Below are 22,330 nucleotides of genomic sequence, written 5' to 3' on the forward strand. Positions count from 1 at the left end.
TTCACGAAAGAGAGGATGAGTGTAATGATTGAAAAAGCTACATTTGCAGGCGGTTGTTTTTGGTGTATGGTAAAGCCGTTCGTTGAGTGGGATGGTATACATAAAGTCACTTCTGGCTATATGGGTGGTCATGTAGAAAACCCAACCTATGAAGATGTAAAAAAAGGCACATCTGGCCATTTAGAAGTGGTTGAAATTGAATTCGATTCAGCCATTTTTAGCTATGAACAACTGTTGGATATCTACTGGATGCAAATTGATCCAACCGATGCATATGGTCAATTCCATGACCGTGGTGCTTCTTATGCAACAGCCATTTTTACCTATACGGAAGAACAAAAGCATATGGCGGAAGCATCGAAGGAAAAGCTTGCTACAAGTGGTCGCTTTGATAAGCCTATTGTAACCATTATTCGTGATGCCCAACACTTCTATCCAGCGGAAGATTACCATCAGGATTACTATAAAAAAGAACCCGAACATTATCAGCAAGATCGTACTGTCTCAGGACGTGATACATTTATCGCGCAACATTGGGAGAAATAAAGCCAAGTGTGCCGTACATTCCCATCATTGATAAAACCCAGCCTGCCATCTACTGAATGAGAATCCATTTTTCACAATGGATTCTTTTTATTTGTCCTAAGACCCACTCACCTAGCTTTAGAAAACACAAAAAGTTGCAAAAATTCTTGAACTTTGATATCGATTCTATGATTTGTTATCATGGCGGCTTGTGTCATCAACAGGTAAAAAAACAGCTCCACAGCTCGTAGTCGACGTTCCAGTTGAAAAATAAATTTAAGCGAAAATTTTCATCTATACAGAAAGAAGCTGGCTGTCTCCAAAAAAAATTGAGACACCAGCTTCTAGTCTGTTTCATGTTTATATTTATAATGTCAAACCATTTGCATATTCTTGAAGTTGCTTGGCTTGTAAATAAGCGCATTCATCCCTTTACTCCGTAAAAGCTTGTAATGCATCGAAGAAACGTTTGCCATATTTCTCAAATTTCACTTCCCCAATACCACTGACGTTTCGAAGTCCATCTAGCGCTGTAGGTTTTTTATCACATAACTCACGCAATGTCTTATCAGAGAATACAACAAACGGTGGCACACTTTCCTCATCAGCAATTTCTTTTCTCAACAGTCGTAAATGCTCAAACAATGGATCATTCTCTGCAAGCTTACGTACAGTGACGGCTTCTTTTCGCATTACTTGATGTTCGCCAAGCAGCACTGCTTTGCCTTCTTCAGAAACATAAATCGTCGGAAACGTGCCATGCTTGACGGCAAGTAACCCCTCCGCAATTAAAAACTCAATAAAGTTCGATACTTCCTTGGAAGAATGACCTTTTAAGATGCCATATGTCGACAGTCTGGTAAAACCAAATTCCAAGACTTTTTGGTTTTTTGAGCCAATTAAAACTTGCGCCACCATCGTTTTACCAAATTTCTGTCCCATGCGCACAACACAGGCTAATACCTTTTGCGCCTCTAGCGTTACATCCTTCACTTCACGTCCATCATTACAATTACTGCACCGTCCACACGGCTCACCTGCTACCTCACCAAAATAAGTTAAAATGGCATTTTGCAAACAACCTTCTGTGTGACAATAATCCACCATGGTTTGAAGCTTTGCTAACTCTTGGGCAATTCGAGTTTCATCTTGTGTTTGCTCGATTAAAAAACGTTGTGTCTGGACATCTCCAGATGCATAAAGCAGAATACAAGCACTTGGCAAACCGTCACGACCTGCACGACCCGCTTCCTGATAATAACTCTCCATATTACGTGGCATTTGATAATGAATAACAAAACGGACATTACTCTTATCAATTCCCATACCAAATGCATTGGTTGCCACCATGATGCGGGCTTCATCCTTCAAAAAGCGTTCTTGCTCAGACATACGCATGTCCTCAGATAACCCTGCATGATATTTAGCAACAGATACACCAGAGCGCGATAACACCTCATACAACCCGTCTACCGCTTTCCTAGTCGCCGCATAAATAATGCCCACTTCATTATTGTTTTTTTCAATATAATTTTTTATAAAACGTTCTTTGTTTTCACCAATTAACACTGAAAAAGACAGATTTTCACGTGCAAAGCCGGTAATGACTGTCGCTTGCTCGTCAATATCTAATAATTGTCGAATATCTTCGCACACAGCGGGTGTTGCAGTCGCAGTAAGTGCTAAAACAGTCGGCTTGTGAGACCACAATGTAAATAACTTTTGAATGGCACGATAGCTTGGTCGGAAATCATGGCCCCACTGGGATATACAATGCGCCTCATCAACGGCAACTAAAGGGACATTAAAATGAGATAGTGCTTGTAAAAACGATGTACTTTCTAGTCGCTCTGGGGCAATATAGAGCAACTTTAAATAACCTGCACTCGCTAACTGCATCGTTTCATCTACTTCCTGAGCTGTTAACGTACTATTGATGTAAGCAGCAGGTATATTTGCTGCACGTAACGATTCTACCTGATCTTGCATAAGTGAAATTAGCGGTGAAATGACAATTGTAATCCCCTCTGACATCAGTGCAGGAATTTGATAGCAAATGGATTTCCCACCGCCCGTTGGCATCACGCAAAGACTTGACTGCCCACTTAAGGCCTGCTCTATAATTTGTGCCTGTCCTATGCGAAATGAATCGTAGCCAAAGTGGTGTTGTAACATTTGTCTTGCTTGCTCCATTCTATACCTCACTCCTCAGCAGTAAGACGAATAAGCTTATATTCGCCCTGTTCATTTTTGAAAATTTCATATTTCATCAGGGAGTTGGCAAGTGCCTCCTGCCCCGCTGAATTTGTCAGCACGTACTCTGTGTTTGCTCGTACCACAATATTTTGTCCTACCATGTCAATACTTTTAATATTTGTATTTGAAAAGTGGATTTTTGCATTTTTTGATGCGTAGTAAGCTACCATGCTATCCATAGTACTTTGTAAATCATCTGCACCCGTTACTTTTTTCATCACACTGGCATCATTGATTGTGACGGCAGCTTTTAAATGTTCATGAAAAGTATCAATAAAAATTTTCACTTCATCGGCATTGTAAGCAAAAACATTTTTACCGTACTTTTCTACCGCTTGTTTGACGCCCTCTTTATCCCCTTCTTCAATATAAGGGTACAAGTTTTTGGATTGTGATAAGCGATCCTTTGTTTTCATCCCCTCTGCAATCCATTCATCTAATAACTGTGCAATATCTTTAAATGGCAGTATGTATGGTTGTGAAGCGCCGTTGTGCCGTCGATTAAAATAAATGCCCACGATTTCACCATTCTCTGCTGCCATTACTGGGCTTCCGAGTGGCAATTCTTCATCCGCATCTACATAATAGGCAGCTACTCTATCGCTATATTTATTGATGGTGTGTGGTAAGCCGTCCACATAAACAGCCAGCTTATTTAATTCACCACTATAGACAACTGGCACATTTACTGAAGCTTTGTACTTAACTTGTAAAATCGCGATATTATAAGCAGTAGACATATAGTAAACATCAGCAGCAACTGTTTTATCGTTACTAAGTTGTACGAGTGCAGTAGGCTTCGAAGCAACAAGTGCACCATTCGTCACAATATAGAGCATATTCGGCTCCTGTTTCACAATAATACCTGCACCGATACCGTTCTCCCCAACGACTTTTACCTCTGGTACAATCTTTTGTTCTGAATTACTCACAGACTTTTCCGTTTTTACTTGTGCCTTTTCCGATTTAAACATTTCAGCAACCGATTGATCGCCACAGCCTGTTAATAGCAGACTTGCCGCTCCGATTATGAGCATCTTTTTTCGCATACGTTCACCAAAACTTTCTATTTAAGCATCTTTCCTCTTTCCTATCATAAACAAGGTTTTCAAACGTTTCAAGTTTACATAATATTATTATTTATTCATCTTGTGAAACCTGTCCAAGCTACTATATCTATACACCTATTGAATTTCTATATAGCTATAGTCCTTCATGTACATGTACCTAGAGAATGTGCTTTATTGGCATGAAAAGACATGCTACTTTTTTGCAGCATGTCTCTTAATTATTTTTCTTTAATCTATATGTTGAACCAATAATGCCAAGCATCAAAACGATAAAAATGACATACGTAAAGGTATGATTACCAGTCAAATCATAGCAATAGCCGATTAAAATAGGAATGATTGAACTCATCATAAAGCCACCAGATAACACCATTGATGACCAACTGTTTGCTTCTTCATGATTGCGTGCTTCATCAAGTGGTAATAATAAACCGATCGGAAATAAGCCACTTAAGACAATACCAATGATGAATACGGCTATCCATAACATAGCGCCAAAGCCTATCCATAATAATATAAAACCTATAATCCCCAGTGACCCTAATGTAAGTAGCCATGTTATACGGTTTGACCACTTCTCCATCAGCATCGGAATCAAAATGTTGCCAATCATTTGAACGATGGACATACATGTCAACATAGAGCTGGCTGCAACAAGTGAAAAGCCTTTATCCTGTAACATTGGCGATAGCCATGACATCATCGAAAAAAACAATGATGTTTGTAAACCAAAATAAACTAGGATTGTCCATGCACGACGGCTTGTCCATGGATTGCGTGCCGCTCCTTGTATTTTTTCTCCTTGAATCTGTGAAGGACCCTGCTCGTTTCGCACAACAACCGACCAAACAACGAGTGCAATAACTGCAAGCGCTGCCCAACTGCCAAGCGCTACCGTCCAGTTTTGATTAAAACGATTATAAAATGACACGCTCAATGATGCACTCAAAGTCGCGCCCGTTCCAATGCCAAAAGAATAAACGCCAACGACTGTAGCAAAGCGATTCGGGAATTTCCTCTTAATATAAGCATTAAGAATCGGGCCGATTATCGCAATGGCAAAACCTGCTGTGAAGCTTGTGACGACAAGCAGTAAATAACTTTCCTCTACAAACCGCAAGCCATTTGCTAGGGCGACGATTACTACCAGCAGCATGATGGCCGTCTTTGTTCCAAGCTTTTTTTGCAATGGCACTGCAACTGGTGCAAAGAGCCCCATACAAAACACCGGAATTGATGTTAATAGACTCATCTGAGTATTCGAAACATGAAGCGATTCCATCATTATCGTAAACAGTGGTCCAATAGCGGTCACAGCAGGACGCATATTCAGTGCCACTAGAAAAATACTGACAACTACCAAAACCATCGAAATTGTCCATTGCTTGTTTTTCATACTTTATTAAAACCTTTCCTCATCCAATTCACTACTAGTAAAGCATATTCTAGGAATGAAAACAATTTCAAACCTCTGATTCCTTTTACTGCAAAAGTCAGCCCTGTACACAAAGTCGACTACTTTTCTAAACGTATGTCGTAATCTTGAATTGTCCAGTCGCGTTAAAACGTTTTGGTGTCACGAATTGCCTAGCAATAACCATTTGATTACTCCCAATTCCATTTACGACTCCATAAAGGCACCAAAGAGCCACACCCAATTGGATGTGACTTGCACTGTATTTTTATCAATAGTAAGCACTATATGAGCTATTTCTGATAAAGTCGTAGAAAGCTTTAATAAAATGTCCTTGTGGTACACCATACACGCATACTTAGCTGTTATTCGATGGTGAATCGCAAGGATACGCATAAGCAAGACAACAAAAACCAAATTTTTCGAGAATCGGTCTACTCATCGGACTAGCATCGACTGTAAGATAACGATAACCTTGTTCAAATGCTTTTTGTGCCCTTGCTGCTAGAAGTGCCGAATAATAGCCTCTTCCTCGGTAGTCAGGCAATGTTGAACCGCCCCATAAACTGACAAAGGATGACTTGTTTTCAGTATACATCCATGCCGCACTAACAAGCTGGTCATCTTCATAAACACCATAAAGGTGCAGTGCTTCCGGTATAGCTTGTTTGGCCCGCCATAGTCTGTTGCCCATTTCTAGATGTGACACATGCCAAATAGTATCTTCTAGTTTGACAATATCTTGAATACCTTGTTCATCCTTTATTTCCTGCAAATGGAGCGGTGTTGTCTCCGATAGTAGCACATGCTGTTCTTCCAATTTTAAAACCATCACCGCTTCCGGATCTTCGATTGTAAAGCCTTGCTGAGCAAGCCGCTCCTTTAAATTTGACGGCTTATCATAACTATATACTTTCCATTCAAAAGGCTGATTCAGCTTTCGAAAATAGTTAACTTCTTGTTCAATAACTTTTTCTACATTAACATCGGTTAAGTTAGACGCAATAATAAAACTCTTCTCACCAAACTGGGATAGGTGACGCACAACATCTGCTGTTGCTTCTCTTTTGAAACCCTCTACCTCTGCATATTGTCTTAGCTCTTTATGAAATTTTGAAATAAGCGCTTCTTTTTCCATGTCTAACCCCCGTCCTTCATCGTTGAAGTCTGTTTAATAGCTCAAACCATTCGTTTAAATACCGAATGAACAATCACACATTGCGAACACAATAACTATGTTACTATACCCACACTAAAAAACAAATAATTCCTGTAATTCCAACAGTATACTTCTTATATTGAATGGTTCATGAAAAGGTCCCTTTAAATCAATGAGCTGGTTAAATGTAACATTGTAAAGCTATGGCCGCGTCTGAAAAGAGATGACAGCAGTATCTTTAACTACATATCTACTAACAGTGGATTAGTGGAATAGAAGAAAGTGGTGAAATATGCATACTCTCCTTTTGTTTTATAGAATATAGCATGCGGATGTTAAAGCAATTGCTTATAGTAATCGAGCTTTGAAGAATTGGTGATTGTGAAATAAAAAAACCGGGTGGTGCCAGAGCTAGGCATCACCCGATTTTCAGTATATTTATCACACTTTACCAGTATCTACATGTTGAACAACAACTTCTTCATCCGTCTTATCTTCTTGATTTGGTTTTACTCTTTTAATAAAGAAAGCTAAAATGAGTGCTATAACCGCAATCAATGTAGAAATGAAAAAGGTAAAATTAATACCATGTAACATTGCTTCATTCATGATTTGTTGTTGTATTTCAGTTGTAGCCTGTGCAGATGGTTGAGCTGCACTTGCACCCATATTTGCCATTGCGTCAGCAGCTAATTCCTCTGCTTTTACTGTCGTTTGATTGTTCATTACAGTAATCAACAACGCGGAACCAATGGCACCTGATACCTGTTGTAGTGTATTGTTCATAGCTGTTCCGTGTGGATTATTTATCGCTGGTAGCTGATTCAAACCATTTGTCATGACCGGCATCATGACCATTGACATCCCAAACATACGGAAGGTATACAGCAGCACAAGGGTAGAATAAGCCGTATCCATACCAATTTTGCTAAAGTAATAAGATGTCACAACGGTAATGGTCAACCCACTCACGGCCAAAATTCTTGCTCCATACTTATCAAAGAGTTTCCCTGTAATGGGCGACATAATCCCCATAACAATTGCTCCAGGAAGCATTAATAGGCCAGAGTCCATAGGTGAAATTCCACGAATGGTTTGTACATAGATTGGCATCAAGATCATTGCTGAAAACATGGCGACCGCAATCACGATTGAAATGGCCGATGACAAGGCGAACATTGGATATTTGTAGATACGAAACTCAAGCATTGGATCATCCATCCGAAGTTGACGTACTATAAAGGTAATTAAAGCAAGTGCACCAATTATAATCGTACCGTACACGAGTGGACTATCCCATCCTTTTTCCCCTGCAGAACTAAAGCCATACAGCAAACCACCGAATCCTATGCTTGATAAAACGAGAGACATGAAATCAAGCTTAATAGCGCGTTGTGGTGTGACATCTTTTAATTTAAAGACTGCAAAAATTAAGGTTAAAACGGCAATTGGCAGAACAAGATCGAATAACATTCTCCAGCTGTAATGCTCAATCAACCATCCAGAAAGAGTCGGTCCAATCGCTGGAGCTGTAATCATCACAAGACCAAACATGCCCATTGCTGTCCCTCTTTTTTCAACTGGAAATGCGGTAAGCATGACATTCATTAATAACGGCATCATAATCGCGGAGCCTGAAGCTTGAATCATTCGTGCCCCTAATAACACACCAAATGCAGGTGCAATACTAGCTAGGAGTGTGCCCAAAGTAAACAATAACATTGCTGTAATAAATAACTTTTTATCAGAAAAGCGCTGAATGAAGAACGCACTCGCTGGTATTAAAATACCGTTAATAAGCATGTAACCTGTAGAGAGCCATTGTACTGTAGTTGCATTCACATCGAATTCTTCCATAATAGATGGAAGGGCAACGTTAAGTAATGTTTCATTTAATATAGCAACAAAGGCCCCGATAAATAAAATGGCAATCATGCCGTATGGCGGTTTTTTTTGAACAGAATTGGTTTCCTTTGACAAATAGAATCAGTCCTACTTTCTACGATTAAATAAAGTGCATTGTTGTAAGGCGGCCACTCTTGCCGCTGCCGGCTGCGCCCACTTCCCTCGATTATAAGGAACCTCCTGCCAACTGTGCAGCGCTGACAATTTCTTGTATACATGTCTTTTGGTGCTTTGGTTTATAGCGACGCTTGAACCTCTTTTCTTAAGCCAATGATGGTCTTAAGAAAATCGTCGAAGGTATCAATAGGCCCCTTGATTTCATCCTCAATATATTTGCGGATAGTAATCACTTCGTTCTTGCGCTGGCACGTTTCTTCCTCTAATCTGCTGATTCACTCCTTCATTATTTCCATTTCACTTTTCACTCGTTTTTGCTCTTGCAATACTGAATTCATAGCAAACACTCCTTAAAAAATAAATATAAGGGTTGACTAAAGAATTAATTGTATAGTATAATTAAAATAGGGATAATATACAAAAAATAATTATAAAATGTCTATCCATATAAATTTACCACAAGACCTCATTTTTTTCAATGTAATTGTCGATTCATTTATGAGTAACTTTGCTATTTCTTCTAAAGAATCTGCATGATAAAGTTTCTCCTCCGTTTTGATACCATTTCAAGGATTTCTCTTCATAATGACCCATTCATACTTTACCAATAGTATATCGTTTTATGTCAATCGTCTTTTGAGACAAGAAAGCTTCTTCAATTAAACGGTCCTTACATTTAATATAAAAATGAGTAGTATTGAATGTTCTCAACGTCAATACTACTTTTTTCTTTTGTCTTCCTCTCGGACAACACCTGTGAACTAAACAAAAAGCATGCTCATTAGACTCACAAAGAGCACTCCTCTTCCTATAAATTACTTTGTAAAGCTAACGGCCTATCATTGTATGTGAAAATAATTTCCGAGAGACTAGGATTACAGCTTTAATATGACTTTTAAAGTGTCTGGACATGTTTTAGTAGAAACGACATTTGTCTCTTTATTCAGTAACAGTTTATAGGTAGCTGGAGCAGGAACTGAGGCCAAGCAATAGCTCAAATAACGATAAACGTCGATTTAATAATGTTTATCGACTATGGAACATATCTCATGATATACTGTGAAAACGATGCAAAGTACAACAACAGTTAGAATAGAAATCCCATAATATCAACACTTTACAGGTTTTATCGTATTTTTGAACTGTGCAAGATAATGCTTATTATTGCTTAATTTTGGGACTGAATTGGAGCTGAAAAATATTGCTTGGCAGCGTATAAATGGGACTATATAATGTAACTTTGAAATAATATATAGGTGAAATAATCTTACGAACCTTGATATATGAACCAAAGAAAAGAACATGTTTTGAAAAAAGAATAGGAACTGAACCCTCTAAATGAGACAGTCTAAAAAAGCATCATCCAACCGGTTGTCGATATTGTATCGGCGACTGGTTGTTTAGTTTTGTGTGAATTCGAGTATTGTTATAATAGATGAGATAATCTCGTACGGTTTGCTCTACAATTACCGTTGTAGTGTGAGTTAATCCGTCGATGTAGAACGTTTCTGACTTAAGTGAGGCATGAAACGATTCAATGGGGGCATTATCAGCGGGCGTTTCTTTGCGGGACATGCTCATGGTATTGCCTTTTCCTTTTACAACTTCTTGATATGCTGCCGATGTGTAAACTTAACTTTGATCGCTATAATATACACCCTTCTAGAAATGAATTAATTTGAGACAAAGTGTCCAAGACGAACGCCGTGTCCTGACAATCGCCAATGGCTTAAGCCACTATCTCTCCGTTAAAAACAAAAAAACGGCCAGTGAAGCCAATCCTCAAGTCAGATTTAAAACATGTATCATGCTCCCGCAGAATACCGTAGTCTCCCACACGCCCCATTTTTCTATTTTCCAACACACGACTCATCATGTGATTCTGCTCACTGGTCATTAACTGTGATCCATACGCTCACGTGCATATGCGTGCCTAAAACCACGACAACCACGCTCAGCTTGCTCACCCCCTTGTTTGCACGCAACATGGACACCATCCCTCACCGTAGAATAAGACACATTCACTATTCGCTCTCCAGGAGATTTATGTGCCATCCAGCTTTCCAGTCGTTACTCTAATCTTTGTGGTGGGAATTTATTAATTCTACTTTTTTTCCGATACTTAAGAAGAACAGGAGTTTAACAAACGCGAAGTTACATACTTTACTTTTTATTACTAATAATAATTCTTACAGCAATGGTGGACACTTGGGGTGAAACCAATAAAACAATTATGTATGGAATTGCGATTATGAGTGTCGTTAGCTTAGTAATTATAAAATCAAAAGAAAAAAAAGCTCCAGCGCTCAGCTCCTAGTCGAAGGCTGAGTGCTGGAGCTTGAATAGTGCTTTTTATGTTTATGGGACAAAAGCTTATGATGCAACTATAGATGGTCAAGGACTTGCATATAAAAAAGATGTCACTACTTATGAAGTATCATTTTAGATAACATTTATATTTAAAGGAGTAATAGCGATGAGTGTGAATTACCTTGATGTTTTTTTTGCTTTTTGGTTATAAAAATATAATTAATTATATTTTTAGCTCTTCTAATTCTAATCTCTTTTTCTCTAAATTTAATTTTTCTTTCTCTAAATTAAACTTTTCTTTATCTAAATTGAACTTTTCTTTTTCGAAATTTAATTTTTCTTCTTTAAATTTATAATATTTTTTAGTTGAAGAAATACCCATAATCAAACAAACAATTACAATTAGTGATGTTAAAAATAAAAGTAACTCCATAATTTCATCTCCCATTCACATTAATTCAGAAAATATTATAAGATATGATAAAAATTATTGAATAACATACAAATAACAAAAAAGACCCTAAAAGGCCTTTTTTTGTTATTTAGCACATTCAAAGCTATACGTATTTCCAATCTTCCACCAAGCTTTTTTCGGTTCTCCAGTAAGACCAGCGGTATCTCCACTATCCAGAATAGGTCGTCCACCATGCTTGTAACATGAATCAACTAAATACTTCTTTTCTTGCCAGTTCATATATTTACCTGTGAAATAAATTGCAGCTCCAGTTAATAAACCAATAACTCCAGCTCCAACCCATACTATTACCGGAATTGCATATACTACAGCTTCATCATTATTTTGAGTACTCATAGTAATTTCTTTTAATTCAGTTACTCTATCTTTAGAAATATTTTTTAATTGTGATTCAATACTATCTAACTCTTGTTGACTAAAATCATAATATGCAAGAGCTCGTTCTTTATCAATATTCATTAAACCATCATCAGTAAAATAAACACTCAATCCTAAAGCTTCTATTTTTTCAGCTGTTAAATTATTAATTTGCAATTCATTTGTTGAATTGATACTTTGAGCAGCCGAAACACCAGTAGTAATTGTGAAATTCACAAACAATAAAACTGAAGCGATAACAAAAAACTTCTTCATAATACTTTTCATAACAATAAAATACCTCCTAATTATATTTAAAAATAAACCTTTTCATTTCAATAGAAATATTATTATCCCTCCTCATCACTTTTTGAACACACATAAATACATATTTTTACATTTAAAGTAAATTTTATGTTTTTATATATATTATGTATATGATAACAGAATTTTACATAAAAGGGTAGTGATTATAAATACTATCCTTTTATATCATTCCTTTAATCACCCGTGTAACGCATAGCCAACACCCAACGATTCTTACCATGCCCCAGTTCTGAATGAATTTGGTCCATCACTTTCTTAGCTGCTGCATACAGTTACTTATCATGCTCCCTCAGAATACCGTAGTCTGCCACACGCCCCATTTTTCTATTTTCCAACACACGGCTCATCATGTGTTCTGCTCACTGGTCATTAACTGATCCACACGCTCACGTGCATATGCGCATTGCACCATCTTATTAAATCAAGGAATGAATGTGAAAGTAATTTCGGAAAGACTTGGGAATACGCCTGATATGATTTTTAAAGTGTATGGGCATGTTTTAAAAGAAATGGAAGTGGAAGCTGTTTCTTTATTCAGTCACAGTTTACAGGTAGTTGGGGCAGAAACTAGGGCTAATAAGTAGTGTACATGACTATAAACCTTGATTTAATAATGTTTATAGACTATGGAACATATTTCATGATATACTAGAGCCATTGTGAAAAAAGGAGGAACTTGCATGATTCAAGTAAGTAATGTAGGTCTTCGCTATGGCGATCGTAAACTATTTGAAGACGTAAATATAAAATTCACACCAGGGAATTGCTACGGTTTAATCGGAGCAAACGGAGCTGGTAAATCAACATTCCTAAAAATTCTTTCTGGTGAAATTGAAGCGCAAGAAGGAAATGTCTCAATGGGTAAGGACGAACGCTTATCAGTCCTTAAACAAAACCACTTCGAATACGATGAATTCAATGTATTAGATACCGTGGTTATGGGCAACAAACGTCTTTGGGAAGTAAAAGCTGAAAAAGACGCAATCTATGCAAAAGAAGAATTTTCTGATGAAGATGGTATGCGTGCTGCTGAATTAGAGGGTGAATTCGCTGACCTCAATGGTTGGGAAGCTGAATCAGAAGCAGCAACATTATTAAATGGCTTAGGAATTGGCGACGAGCTACATTATATGCTAATGGCTGACCTAGAAGGTTCTGACAAAGTCAAAGTCTTATTAGCACAAGCGCTATTTGGTAAACCAGATGTTCTATTACTGGATGAGCCTACCAACCACCTTGACTTAAAAGCAATCCAATGGTTAGAAGAATTCCTAATTAACTTTGAAAATACGGTAATTGTTGTATCCCATGACCGTCACTTCTTAAACAAGGTATGTACACATATTGCTGACCTTGATTTCTCTAAAATCCAATTATACGTTGGGAACTATGACTTCTGGTATGAGTCTAGCCAATTAGCACAAAAAATGATGGCAGACCAAAACAAGAAGAAAGAAGAAAAGATTAAAGAATTACAAGCATTCGTTGCGCGTTTCTCTGCGAACGCTTCGAAATCAAGCCAAGCTACTTCTCGTAAGAAAATGCTTGATAAAATCGAGCTTGATGACATTAAACCATCTAGCCGTAAATATCCATTCATCAACTTCCAAACGGGTCGTGAAATCGGTAATGATGTGTTAACGGTTGAAGGTCTTACAGCAAGTAATGAAGGCGAAACATTACTGAATGATATTCGCTTCTCGATGAACAAAGATGATAAAATCATTTTACTTGGTAACCCAATGGCAAAAACAGCGCTTCTTGATATTCTAATGGAAGAAAGACAAGCAGATGCTGGTACATTCAAATGGGGTGTGACAACATCTCAAAGCTACTTTGAGAACGATCACGATAAATACTTCGAGGGTTCAGAGAAATCATTAGTAGAATGGCTACGCCAATATTCACCTGATGATGAAACAGAAAGCTTCTTACGCGGCTTCTTAGGTCGTATGCTATTCTCTGGTGAAGAAGTGAAAAAATCTCCTTCTGTATTATCAGGGGGCGAAAAAGTACGTTGTATGCTTTCTAAAATGATGCTTGCCACTGCAAACGTTATTTTACTAGATGAGCCTACGAACCATCTTGACCTTGAGTCAATCCAAGCACTTAATGAAGGCTTAATCCGCTTCAAAGGTGCGATGATCTTCACATCTCATGACCACCAGTTCATCCAAACAATTGCGAACCGCGTCATCGAAATCCGTGAAGACGGCACAATTCTAGATAAATTATTAACGTATGATGAATTCCTTGAATGGAAAGATAGCCAAGGTTTAAGCTAAGCTGTTTTCCATTCAACCAGTGAATTTTCTACTTTCATATCGGTTACGTTCATTCTCCCCCACTTGTTTGGGGGAGTTTTTTATTTACCCAAAATTCTTACCTGAGATAACGCCTTATCAAGTGCCAATTGCCTGTCATTTAAAATGACAAATGGAAGATATATGGTGCTGTCATGACTTATTTACGAGGCAAATGCTATGTATTCCGTTAGACGTACACTAGTTGATTGGAGCGCAGCGACGAAGAGACTGATGCCATGCGTCCGCCGTAGCGGAAGTCAACGGGTTCTTATAGAAACTTCTATTTTAAAAGAAAAAAATTGTAGACAAACTCCATTTTTTGAGTTTGTCTACAATCTGAGCGGATACTCAACGTATCTGCCGTTTTGATTATTTTTGCATTTCCTTTGTCGGCCCCATCACGCCTGGTACTGGTAAATCTGCTTGACGTAGGAGTACAGTCATTTGACCACGATGATGCGTCTGATGATCCACGAGCGTTCGTAATAATGCCCCTCGCGAAATTGGGCCATCAAAGCCCTTTACTTCTTCTAGCAAATCTTCATTTGATAGCTTTGCTACTTCTTCTTTTACACTTTTTGCAGCCTCTTCATATGCAGCTACAATTTCGGCAGCCGTTGCAGGTACTGGATCCTCTTGACGAAGCATTGGTACTTTTAGGCCTGCTAAATAGCCAAAATAACCTATCGCGCCAGCTAAATGCCATCCTAACCACCCGAGTGTACTGTGGCCTTCCACAATACTTTGATTTAGTTTTTCATCTGTCACTGCCTGTAGTACTTGAGCAGTCCCTTGTGATGCATTAGACCATTCATTTAGAAAATCCTCTACTTGACGATACATATAAACGCCCCCTATTTTTGGCTTAACTCTATCATATAAAAATCTCATCTTTCTAGCAAGTTTCCAACACCTTTGTTTACATAATATAATTATAGTAAACAAAATGTTTCTACATCAGCAATATATACCAGTTAATTTTTACTGCTCTTTCATAAAATCATCATAATCCCCCAAATAATTGTAAACTCATGTATAATGGCAAAAACTATGTAATTAGAAAGAGGTATTTTATGTTTTCCCCATTAAAAAAGGGCGATACAATTGGTATTTACTCACCCTCAAAGCCCGCTTCTGTCATCGCACGCGCACGCTATGAACGAGGCAAGGCCCGTTTACATGCTTTTGGCTTCACCATTAAAGAAGGTGCATTAACTGGTAAAACTGATTTTTATCGTTCTGGTACACCAAAAGAACGTGCTGATGAACTGAATACCCTACTGCGCGACCCAAATATCAAAATGGTTTTACCTACAATGGGTGGAACTAACGCCAATAGTATGCTGCCTTATCTAGATTACGAGGCATTTCAACAACACCCTAAAATACTTGTAGGATTATCTGACGTGACAGCCATACTACTTGCCCTATATGCCAAGACAGGCATCCCTGTGTTCTATGGCCCGTCCGTTGCTTCAACATTCGGTGAATTTCCACCTTTTGTTCATTATACAGCGCAATATTTCAAAGAACTCTTTGTAGATTCTCTCACGTTCCCCTATGAAATGCCTATTCCTCCTATTTGGACAGATGATCGCGTAAATTGGCTTGAAAAAACAGCGGAAAAAACGCAACATCGTAATTCCTGGATTACTGTCCAGCATGGCGTAGCTGAAGGGCGATTGATTGGTGGCAACGTCAATACGATGTACGGTTTTATCGGAACGCCTTACTTCCCTCAAATTGAAAAAGGCGATATTTTACTGTTAGAAGACACATCGAAAACCATCGCAGTTGTGGAGAAGAACTTTGCAATGCTAAAATTGCATGGCTTTTTTGACAAAGCTTCAGCCATTATTCTAGGCAAGCATGAGCAATACGATGATTTAGGCACCGATCGACAGCCATATGATGTGTTAATCGAACAGCTCGATGGACTTACTATACCGATTTTAGCTGATGTAGATTGCTGTCATACTCACCCACTTCATGCCATGCCACTTGGCTTACGTGTGCGTGTCGATACAACAAATAAACGCATTACCTTTTTGGAAAACTGGTTTTCATAATATTCGTATACCATAGGAACTTCGCGTATACTTAAAGAAAATAGCAGAAGGAGCTTGCTTATGCGATCTATCTTGTTTGTACTCTCTCTAGCAATACTATTAGTTGGTTGTACGACAAATAAAGTTACAGAACTTTCAAAACAAGCTGTGACGGCTGAAGCATCTAAATTTGAAAAAACAGCTGAACCAAAAACAGCAGAAAATCTTGCTAGTTTTATCCCACCCGATGGTTCAACTGCATATTATGTAGGTCAAGGCAATGAATTTGCTAGCTTTTCGCTGCAAACTACCTATATCGATGACACACATATCGCTCAAATAGAAGATAATGGCGGTGTCATCATGTTAAAGGTTTATCGACTAACTGACTCTGCGATTGTCCTCATCTATAAAGCGGCCGTGGATAATACTCCATCACTTCCGACAGCACAAGAAGCGGCTTCATTTCCAGTCATCGAACCTATTTTACAGCTGCCTTTCGAAGTCGGAAACAGCTTTGCTGGTTGGACCATCCAGTCGACTACTGCAACAGTCGATACTGGAACAAAAATTTATCACGATGTTATTCAGCTTACACGAACAAAAGATACGATGACGACACAAAAATATTTCGCTAAAGATGTTGGACTCATCCGTATAGAAGATACGATGCAAACAGATAACGAAGAGCCATTTGTCGTAACATCAACACTGCGAACAATAGAATAATGGGCTTCACAGGCGTCCGGCTTGGACGTCTTTCATTTTGGGAGAAGGAGGTACCTAATATGAATGATTTACATAAGTCGTCTACAGAGGAAGAATTAACGGAAGAGGAATTTATTGAGCTCGTGCTTGAAGAACAACAAAAGGCATTAGCAGCAGAACGTGAACAACGCCTGCAAGGCAAAAAGCCAAAGAAGCAACGGCCAATTGTAAAATGGATTGTATGGAGTATGGCGTGTGTTTTATTTTTCAATACTTTTGCACTTATATTCCAAATTTACTCCATTCCAGCTCTTGAATTCATAAAAGTATCTACAAAATTATCTGCACAGGAAGATATCCAAACATATAAAAAGGCTGTCGTAGAAATATCTACAGGTACTAGCAAAGGGACAGGCTTTGCCATATCCTCCGATGGACTTATTGTAACAAACGCCCATGTAGTTGAGGATGCCCTCACATTGTCGGTTGTGTTTCCAGAAGAAGGTCTAATGGAGGCGCAATTATTGCAAAGCTTCCCAGATGTCGATTTAGCACTATTGCAAGTGACTGGTGACAACATCCCATCTTTAACGCTCGCTGACAATCCTCATTATGCCAAGAATGAGCATGTGTATTTTATTGGTAATCCACTGGCCTTTACGGGGATCGCCAATGAAGGTACATTACTTGAAACAACTTTACTAGAAGATTGGCAGGTACCCGTTATGATGATGCAAGCACCTGTTTACAAGGGCAACAGTGGCAGCCCTGTCCTTAATGCGGATGGTGAGGTAATCGGGGTCGTTTTTGCAACAATGAAACAGGAACCATTTGGTCGAGTTGGCTTGTTTGTCCCGGTTCAAGTGTTACAAGACTTATTAAATTCGCATACTTTTAACTAGCTTATTAAGGTGAGTTTAGGTTGTAAAAAATTTTCATCATTAAATAATGTGGAAATTTTAGTTGGAATTTTTCCAATAATTGTGACATCACTTTATAATAATGAGTAAGGAGTGATTATAGAATGATAGCACAGATGAAAAAAGTGGAGTTTGATGCTTTAGGTGATATCGCATTGGTCCATGCCTGTTTTAAACCGTTAATTTTGGATTATAAAAGGAGAATGGTACAAGAGAATAGTTCAATAGTTAAAGAACTTTTTTATAAAGACTTAAACATTGGACATAAAGCGTTGTTTATTTTTCATGTGTACTATGATCATGCAATTGAATCAAAGGAAGAGTTCTATTGGTGGAGTGCCTATTATATGGCGCAACCTAAAATTTGGTCGGCAATTAAAATAGGTTTACAGTATTTTGGAGATGAACCTATGTATCAACTGTTAGAAGAAACTGAAATAATACTTCAGAGGTACCATTGCCCTAATACTTTAGAGAAGTTTGCTGTCACACGTGAGGATCTTGGAAGTAATCGAGAACTTGCTGTAGCAATGGATTCCCTCTATTTAAAATTCACCAACATCGCTCCCCTAACGGTTATTGGCATAAGTAATTTCATACGAGGCAACCATGAAATTTTCGTTAAAATCGAGCACTAATTTCTCTTGACACTACAATTTTTTGTCCCAACGATTGGGTATGTAAATCCCGTTGTAAAATAACAACGGGGTTTACGGTGTTTGAAGTTTTAATATTTATTCACTTTCGATCACTTTGCCCATGTTAACTGACGAACAATTAATTAGTTTACATAATAATATTATTTATTATTCCCCTTCGTTTCATGCCTTATATATTGTGTAAACATCGATTTTACCGGTATCTTACTAATAATTTGATCACTCGTTCCCGCAATTTTTTGTAAAACATCAAGGAGCTTATTATCCCCTGTCCAATGTTTCTCAATCACTTCGGGTCCCAGTTTATTGATAATCGTGTTGACGACAAAAGTTGCTAATACAAGATCATCCATAAAACCACCAAATCCAAGAACACCCTCGGGCATAAAATCCATTGGGAAGATAAAATAAGCAATAGTAGCACCAATCAGTGAACGACTTTTTGTATCAATAGCAGGGTCCATCAATGTTTTTATTAATAAATGAAATACATCAGGTACAAACATCAAATACTCTGCAAATTTATTGTGCCTTCCAGTCTTTGATTCAAGAAATGTAACTAATTTAGTCCGCAGCTTATGATAAAAATCCCGTTGTTCTTTGTCATTCGGTATATTTTGAAACGTATCCATGTTATCTTCCTCCTTTACTCCCTATACCTATTACCAAAAAAACAAAAATGTAATCCTTTTATGTTGAAAGAATGAAAAAAAGGCATCCTATTTACATAGGATGCCTTAATTTAACGAAAGTATTTTTAATTACTGAGAATTAAAGTTTAGTTACGTTAGCAGCTTGTGGTCCGCGGTTGCCATCTACAACTTCGAATTCCACTTTTTGACCTTCGTCAAGAGTTTTGAAACCTTCGCCTTGGATAGCTGAGAAGTGTACGAATACGTCGTTTTCGCCTTCAACTTCGATGAATCCAAAACCTTTTTCTGAGTTAAACCATTTTACTGTACCTTGTTTCATTTAAGATAACCTCCAAAAAAATAAAAGTGAACAATATGTAATTTCTTCAGGAAATGAAAAAATTCACATATTACAAAGAGTACCGAACTAACGCGATCACTTTTTGTAATATGTGAATCCATGTTTCCGGTGAAGCAATTAAATTGTTAACCTAAGTATAACTAGCATTCAATAATTTGTCAAATAAAGAAAAAAGTTTTTTTATTTAATTTGCAATTTTCCGTTTAAATCTAAATCTGTCGTTTCAACTGCAATAATTCCATGATAAACTTGTGCATCATCATCACAGGCTTCGCAATAAAAGCTTTCTTCTTCTGACCAAAATGCCCAGTACTTGCCTTCTTTACTCGCCTCGTGTTCATATACTGGTCTAAAGCTATTTAATTTTTCTTGTAGTGCTTGCTCAAACTGTTCTTTCGTCTCGAACGTTTCTTGTGTTTGAATAAAAGCTTCCCAGCCCTCAAATTTCCACCAAGGCTCATAATCAGCTTTCATGTAAAGTATTGTATACATATTTGCCCCATTCCTTGTTGTCATCAGATAATCTCATTTTAGCAAACACACATGAATTGTCTATTAAAACACCCTGAAATATGCTATTATTACCTTATTATTCATTATTACTTTTGGGAGGTATTTTTTTATGTTTTCAAGTATTCGACCTAAGGCAGAGCTCGAAGAATTACTAAAGCGCGGTACAAATTTAAGTGCAACAGGCCGTTTCAATAAAACGTTGGCGTTTAATCATTTTAATTCACAAGATGAAGTGAATTTAAAAGCCCTCTACACAAAACTAAAAGATATCACTCCTTCTATGAACGGTATTTTTAACAATTATTTAAGGGAAATCTCTCCTTCCTCCCAGCACACAATCAGTGAAGAAAATATAGATCGATACTTGACTCAATTTTTCTTAGCAACTCGTGATGATGAATACGTGGATGAAACGATTAAATTTTTCAATTTATTCAGAAAAAATCAATTCGAGCCTGGCAAACTAATTGTCGTATTTAATCAGTTTGCCTTTTATATTACAACGTATATTTTACATAATTTTGGTTTAAAGCCAAACAAGGCATTTGAATACATGAAATCTTTCCAGTCGGCTGTCAACGTTGACCAAGAATTACTTTTCGAAGTATTAACTGAGCGTATTATTGAGAATGTAGTGGCAGAGGTTTCTTCATTAATGGATGTAAACGCAAAAATTATGTATATGAAGGATTTAGTATTCAGTTTAGATAAACAAAATGAAGAAATACAGTCCTCTACAGCAGCGACAGAAGAAATTGCCGCCTCAATCAATGAGGTTGCGCGTATGTCTTCTCGCATTTCTGAGAAGACAACTGACTCTGTTGATCATGCTGTGAAAGGGAAAAATGCTATTGAACATGCGTTAACCGAGATCTTCAAAACGGAAGAAACTTTTGCTACCATCGTTGACTCGTTTACAGAATTACAAAAACGTGTCAATGATATTGAGCATGTTGTAACCTTGATTAACCAAATCGCTGATCAAACAAACTTGTTGGCATTAAATGCATCCATTGAAGCTGCCCGTGCCGGTGAACATGGTAAAGGCTTTGCAGTAGTAGCCCAAGAAGTTCGTAAACTCGCTGAAGGTACAGTATCTGCACTGAGTGAAGTATCAACGAATGTGCATCATCTAAAGAGTTACTCCAATGATGTATCGAAATCCATAACAGAAACGACCTCTATCATAAAAGAGGCAACCATTGAAGCGAAAGAATCGTTACCATTACTAAATGCTATTGTAGGTGCAATTGAAGGGATAAATATTGACGTTACAAATACGGCCGCTATTTCCCAAGAACAGGCTGCGGCAATTGACGAGGTATCGGCGAGAATGATAGAAATTTCTAGTCTTCAGGATGATATTCGTGAATACAGTCACAATACATCAAGCGATATTTACTTATTAGGTAAAGAGATTAACCGCTTCCGCAACGACATTATCTCAAACAATAATGTACAACTCTCTTCTATCGCCCTATTACAATTATCAAAAGCTGATCATATTTTATGGAAATGGCGTATTTACAATATGTTCCTTGGCTTAGAGAATGTACGTCCAAGTGAGGTATCTTCGCATAAAGATTGTCGCCTTGGCAAATGGTATACAGCTAAGAGGACAGTCGAACGATTCGGTCACTTACAGGATTATTGTGATTTAGATGCATATCACGCACGTGTGCATGAATCAGCGAAGCTTGCAGCACAAGCACATGAGGCCGGTAATATTCAAAAGGCTGAAGTCTATTTACAAGAGGTAAATCAGGCTTCAGAGCGCGTTCTATACTTTATTAATAACTTAATCACTCATTTAGAAAAAGAACGTGTAATGCAATAAGCAAGGGGAGGCTTCTCCCCTCTTCAATAAGTAGGAGGTTATGGCGTGAATAAACGAGCGCTGATTAAATTTTTCGGAGATGTGTATGGGACAGGCTACCGCTTTTTCATTAAACAAAAAGCAATTGAGCTTGGCTTAAAAGGCTATTGTAAACTAAATGACCTAGAACAAATTGAGGTAGAAGTAGAAGGCTCAAAAAAAGCCGTGGATGAATTCCTCATCTTTGTTCAAAAGGGTGTTAGCCCACAGGCAGATTCCAATTCATTTACGTTAGAGTTATATGATGATTTAAAAGGTTATGTACGTATGGAGTCAGACATTGTATAGTCTGGCTTCTTTATTTTTGTAATGTTATTTTAGCAAGGTTTATCAAGCTTTTCGGGTATTGTCGTTAATGAATACGGTTTTGAATACGGTTTTGTTTTATGTGG

20 protein-coding genes and 1 pseudogene are annotated in these 22,330 nt (G+C 37.8%); 8 read left to right on the forward strand and 13 right to left on the reverse strand.

Going from position 1 to position 22,330, the window contains the following annotated elements; genetic code table 11:
• The first annotated feature begins 24 nt into the window (after nucleotides 1-24).
• Nucleotides 25-546 (forward strand): peptide-methionine (S)-S-oxide reductase MsrA, encoded by a 522-nt coding sequence (msrA, locus tag ACOMCU_RS18875; protein WP_010859326.1) that lies wholly within the window; start codon nucleotides 25-27, stop codon nucleotides 544-546.
• 411 nt (nucleotides 547-957) lie between these two features.
• On the opposite strand, the gene recQ is transcribed toward msrA, so the two are convergent.
• The 9 genes and pseudogenes from recQ to ACOMCU_RS18920 form a co-directional block, all read right to left on the reverse strand.
• Nucleotides 958-2,718: a DNA helicase RecQ gene (gene recQ / locus ACOMCU_RS18880; RefSeq protein ID WP_421051043.1), complete on the reverse strand. Its 1,761-nt coding sequence runs from the start codon at nucleotides 2,716-2,718 to the stop codon at nucleotides 958-960.
• Nucleotides 2,719-2,726: 8 nt separating this feature from the next.
• Nucleotides 2,727-3,830, reverse strand: a complete 1,104-nt coding sequence (locus tag ACOMCU_RS18885) for a TcaA NTF2-like domain-containing protein (RefSeq protein WP_421051044.1) — start codon at nucleotides 3,828-3,830, stop codon at nucleotides 2,727-2,729.
• A gap of 235 nt (nucleotides 3,831-4,065) precedes the next feature.
• Nucleotides 4,066-5,247 (reverse strand): CynX/NimT family MFS transporter, encoded by a 1,182-nt coding sequence (locus ACOMCU_RS18890; RefSeq protein ID WP_421051045.1) that lies wholly within the window; start codon nucleotides 5,245-5,247, stop codon nucleotides 4,066-4,068.
• Between the two features lie 376 nt (nucleotides 5,248-5,623).
• Complete coding sequence (locus ACOMCU_RS18895; protein WP_010859322.1) at nucleotides 5,624-6,403, reverse strand: GNAT family N-acetyltransferase; 780 nt, start codon at nucleotides 6,401-6,403, stop codon at nucleotides 5,624-5,626.
• A gap of 462 nt (nucleotides 6,404-6,865) precedes the next feature.
• The gene (locus ACOMCU_RS18900; RefSeq protein WP_010859321.1) at nucleotides 6,866-8,404 is read right to left on the reverse strand and encodes a DHA2 family efflux MFS transporter permease subunit; all 1,539 of its coding nucleotides are present in this window, start codon (nucleotides 8,402-8,404) and stop codon (nucleotides 6,866-6,868) included.
• Between the two features lie 1,401 nt (nucleotides 8,405-9,805).
• Nucleotides 9,806-10,202: pseudogene (locus ACOMCU_RS18905) on the reverse strand (IS3 family transposase); the annotation flags it as partial.
• Nucleotides 10,203-10,342: 140 nt separating this feature from the next.
• The gene (locus ACOMCU_RS18910; protein WP_010859319.1) at nucleotides 10,343-10,471 is read right to left on the reverse strand and encodes a hypothetical protein; all 129 of its coding nucleotides are present in this window, start codon (nucleotides 10,469-10,471) and stop codon (nucleotides 10,343-10,345) included.
• 508 nt (nucleotides 10,472-10,979) lie between these two features.
• A complete protein-coding gene (locus ACOMCU_RS18915; protein ID WP_010859318.1) occupies nucleotides 10,980-11,189 on the reverse strand; it encodes a hypothetical protein in 210 nt (69 codons plus the stop codon).
• Between the two features lie 105 nt (nucleotides 11,190-11,294).
• Nucleotides 11,295-11,876 carry a hypothetical protein gene (locus ACOMCU_RS18920; RefSeq protein WP_010859317.1) on the reverse strand — a complete coding sequence of 194 codons (582 nt, stop codon included), beginning with the start codon at nucleotides 11,874-11,876 and terminating at the stop codon, nucleotides 11,295-11,297.
• Nucleotides 11,877-12,595: 719 nt separating this feature from the next.
• Here ACOMCU_RS18920 and ACOMCU_RS18925 point away from each other — a divergent pair.
• Nucleotides 12,596-14,200, forward strand: coding sequence for an ABC-F family ATP-binding cassette domain-containing protein (locus ACOMCU_RS18925; RefSeq protein ID WP_155591103.1), 1,605 nt, complete (start codon nucleotides 12,596-12,598; stop codon nucleotides 14,198-14,200).
• Between the two features lie 390 nt (nucleotides 14,201-14,590).
• Here the strand turns inward: ACOMCU_RS18925 and ACOMCU_RS18930 are convergent, their stop codons facing one another.
• Nucleotides 14,591-15,064: a DinB family protein gene (locus ACOMCU_RS18930; RefSeq protein WP_421051048.1), complete on the reverse strand. Its 474-nt coding sequence runs from the start codon at nucleotides 15,062-15,064 to the stop codon at nucleotides 14,591-14,593.
• Nucleotides 15,065-15,294: 230 nt separating this feature from the next.
• Between ACOMCU_RS18930 and ACOMCU_RS18935 the strand changes: the two genes are divergently transcribed.
• From ACOMCU_RS18935 to ACOMCU_RS18950, 4 genes are all read left to right on the forward strand, one after another.
• Nucleotides 15,295-16,290: a S66 family peptidase gene (locus ACOMCU_RS18935; protein ID WP_421051050.1), complete on the forward strand. Its 996-nt coding sequence runs from the start codon at nucleotides 15,295-15,297 to the stop codon at nucleotides 16,288-16,290.
• Nucleotides 16,291-16,350: 60 nt separating this feature from the next.
• Entirely contained in the window at nucleotides 16,351-16,998 is a 648-nt protein-coding gene (locus ACOMCU_RS18940) for a hypothetical protein (protein ID WP_421051051.1), read from the forward strand.
• Nucleotides 16,999-17,057: 59 nt separating this feature from the next.
• Nucleotides 17,058-17,879, forward strand: coding sequence for a S1 family peptidase (locus ACOMCU_RS18945; RefSeq protein ID WP_421051052.1), 822 nt, complete (start codon nucleotides 17,058-17,060; stop codon nucleotides 17,877-17,879).
• 122 nt (nucleotides 17,880-18,001) lie between these two features.
• Nucleotides 18,002-18,535: a hypothetical protein gene (locus tag ACOMCU_RS18950; RefSeq protein WP_421051054.1), complete on the forward strand. Its 534-nt coding sequence runs from the start codon at nucleotides 18,002-18,004 to the stop codon at nucleotides 18,533-18,535.
• 161 nt (nucleotides 18,536-18,696) lie between these two features.
• Here the strand turns inward: ACOMCU_RS18950 and ACOMCU_RS18955 are convergent, their stop codons facing one another.
• The 3 genes from ACOMCU_RS18955 to ACOMCU_RS18965 all read right to left on the reverse strand — a co-directional run bounded on the left by ACOMCU_RS18955 (nucleotide 18,697) and on the right by ACOMCU_RS18965 (nucleotide 20,065).
• Entirely contained in the window at nucleotides 18,697-19,188 is a 492-nt protein-coding gene (locus ACOMCU_RS18955) for a YkvA family protein (protein WP_010859267.1), read from the reverse strand.
• 139 nt (nucleotides 19,189-19,327) lie between these two features.
• Complete coding sequence (locus ACOMCU_RS18960) at nucleotides 19,328-19,528, reverse strand: cold-shock protein (RefSeq protein ID WP_004230088.1); 201 nt, start codon at nucleotides 19,526-19,528, stop codon at nucleotides 19,328-19,330.
• A gap of 201 nt (nucleotides 19,529-19,729) precedes the next feature.
• Entirely contained in the window at nucleotides 19,730-20,065 is a 336-nt protein-coding gene (locus ACOMCU_RS18965) for a DUF1033 family protein (RefSeq protein ID WP_421051056.1), read from the reverse strand.
• 106 nt (nucleotides 20,066-20,171) lie between these two features.
• On the opposite strand from ACOMCU_RS18965, the gene ACOMCU_RS18970 reads away from it, so the two are divergent.
• Both ACOMCU_RS18970 and ACOMCU_RS18975 read left to right on the forward strand, forming a co-directional pair.
• A complete protein-coding gene (locus tag ACOMCU_RS18970) occupies nucleotides 20,172-21,899 on the forward strand; it encodes a methyl-accepting chemotaxis protein (RefSeq protein WP_421051058.1) in 1,728 nt (575 codons plus the stop codon).
• 45 nt (nucleotides 21,900-21,944) lie between these two features.
• Nucleotides 21,945-22,226: an acylphosphatase gene (locus ACOMCU_RS18975; protein WP_010859264.1), complete on the forward strand. Its 282-nt coding sequence runs from the start codon at nucleotides 21,945-21,947 to the stop codon at nucleotides 22,224-22,226.
• Nucleotides 22,227-22,330 lie beyond the last annotated feature (104 nt).

The sequence above is a fragment of the Lysinibacillus sp. UGB7 genome, from assembly GCF_049058285.1.
GTDB lineage: Bacteria > Bacillota > Bacilli > Bacillales_A > Planococcaceae > Lysinibacillus > Lysinibacillus sphaericus_B.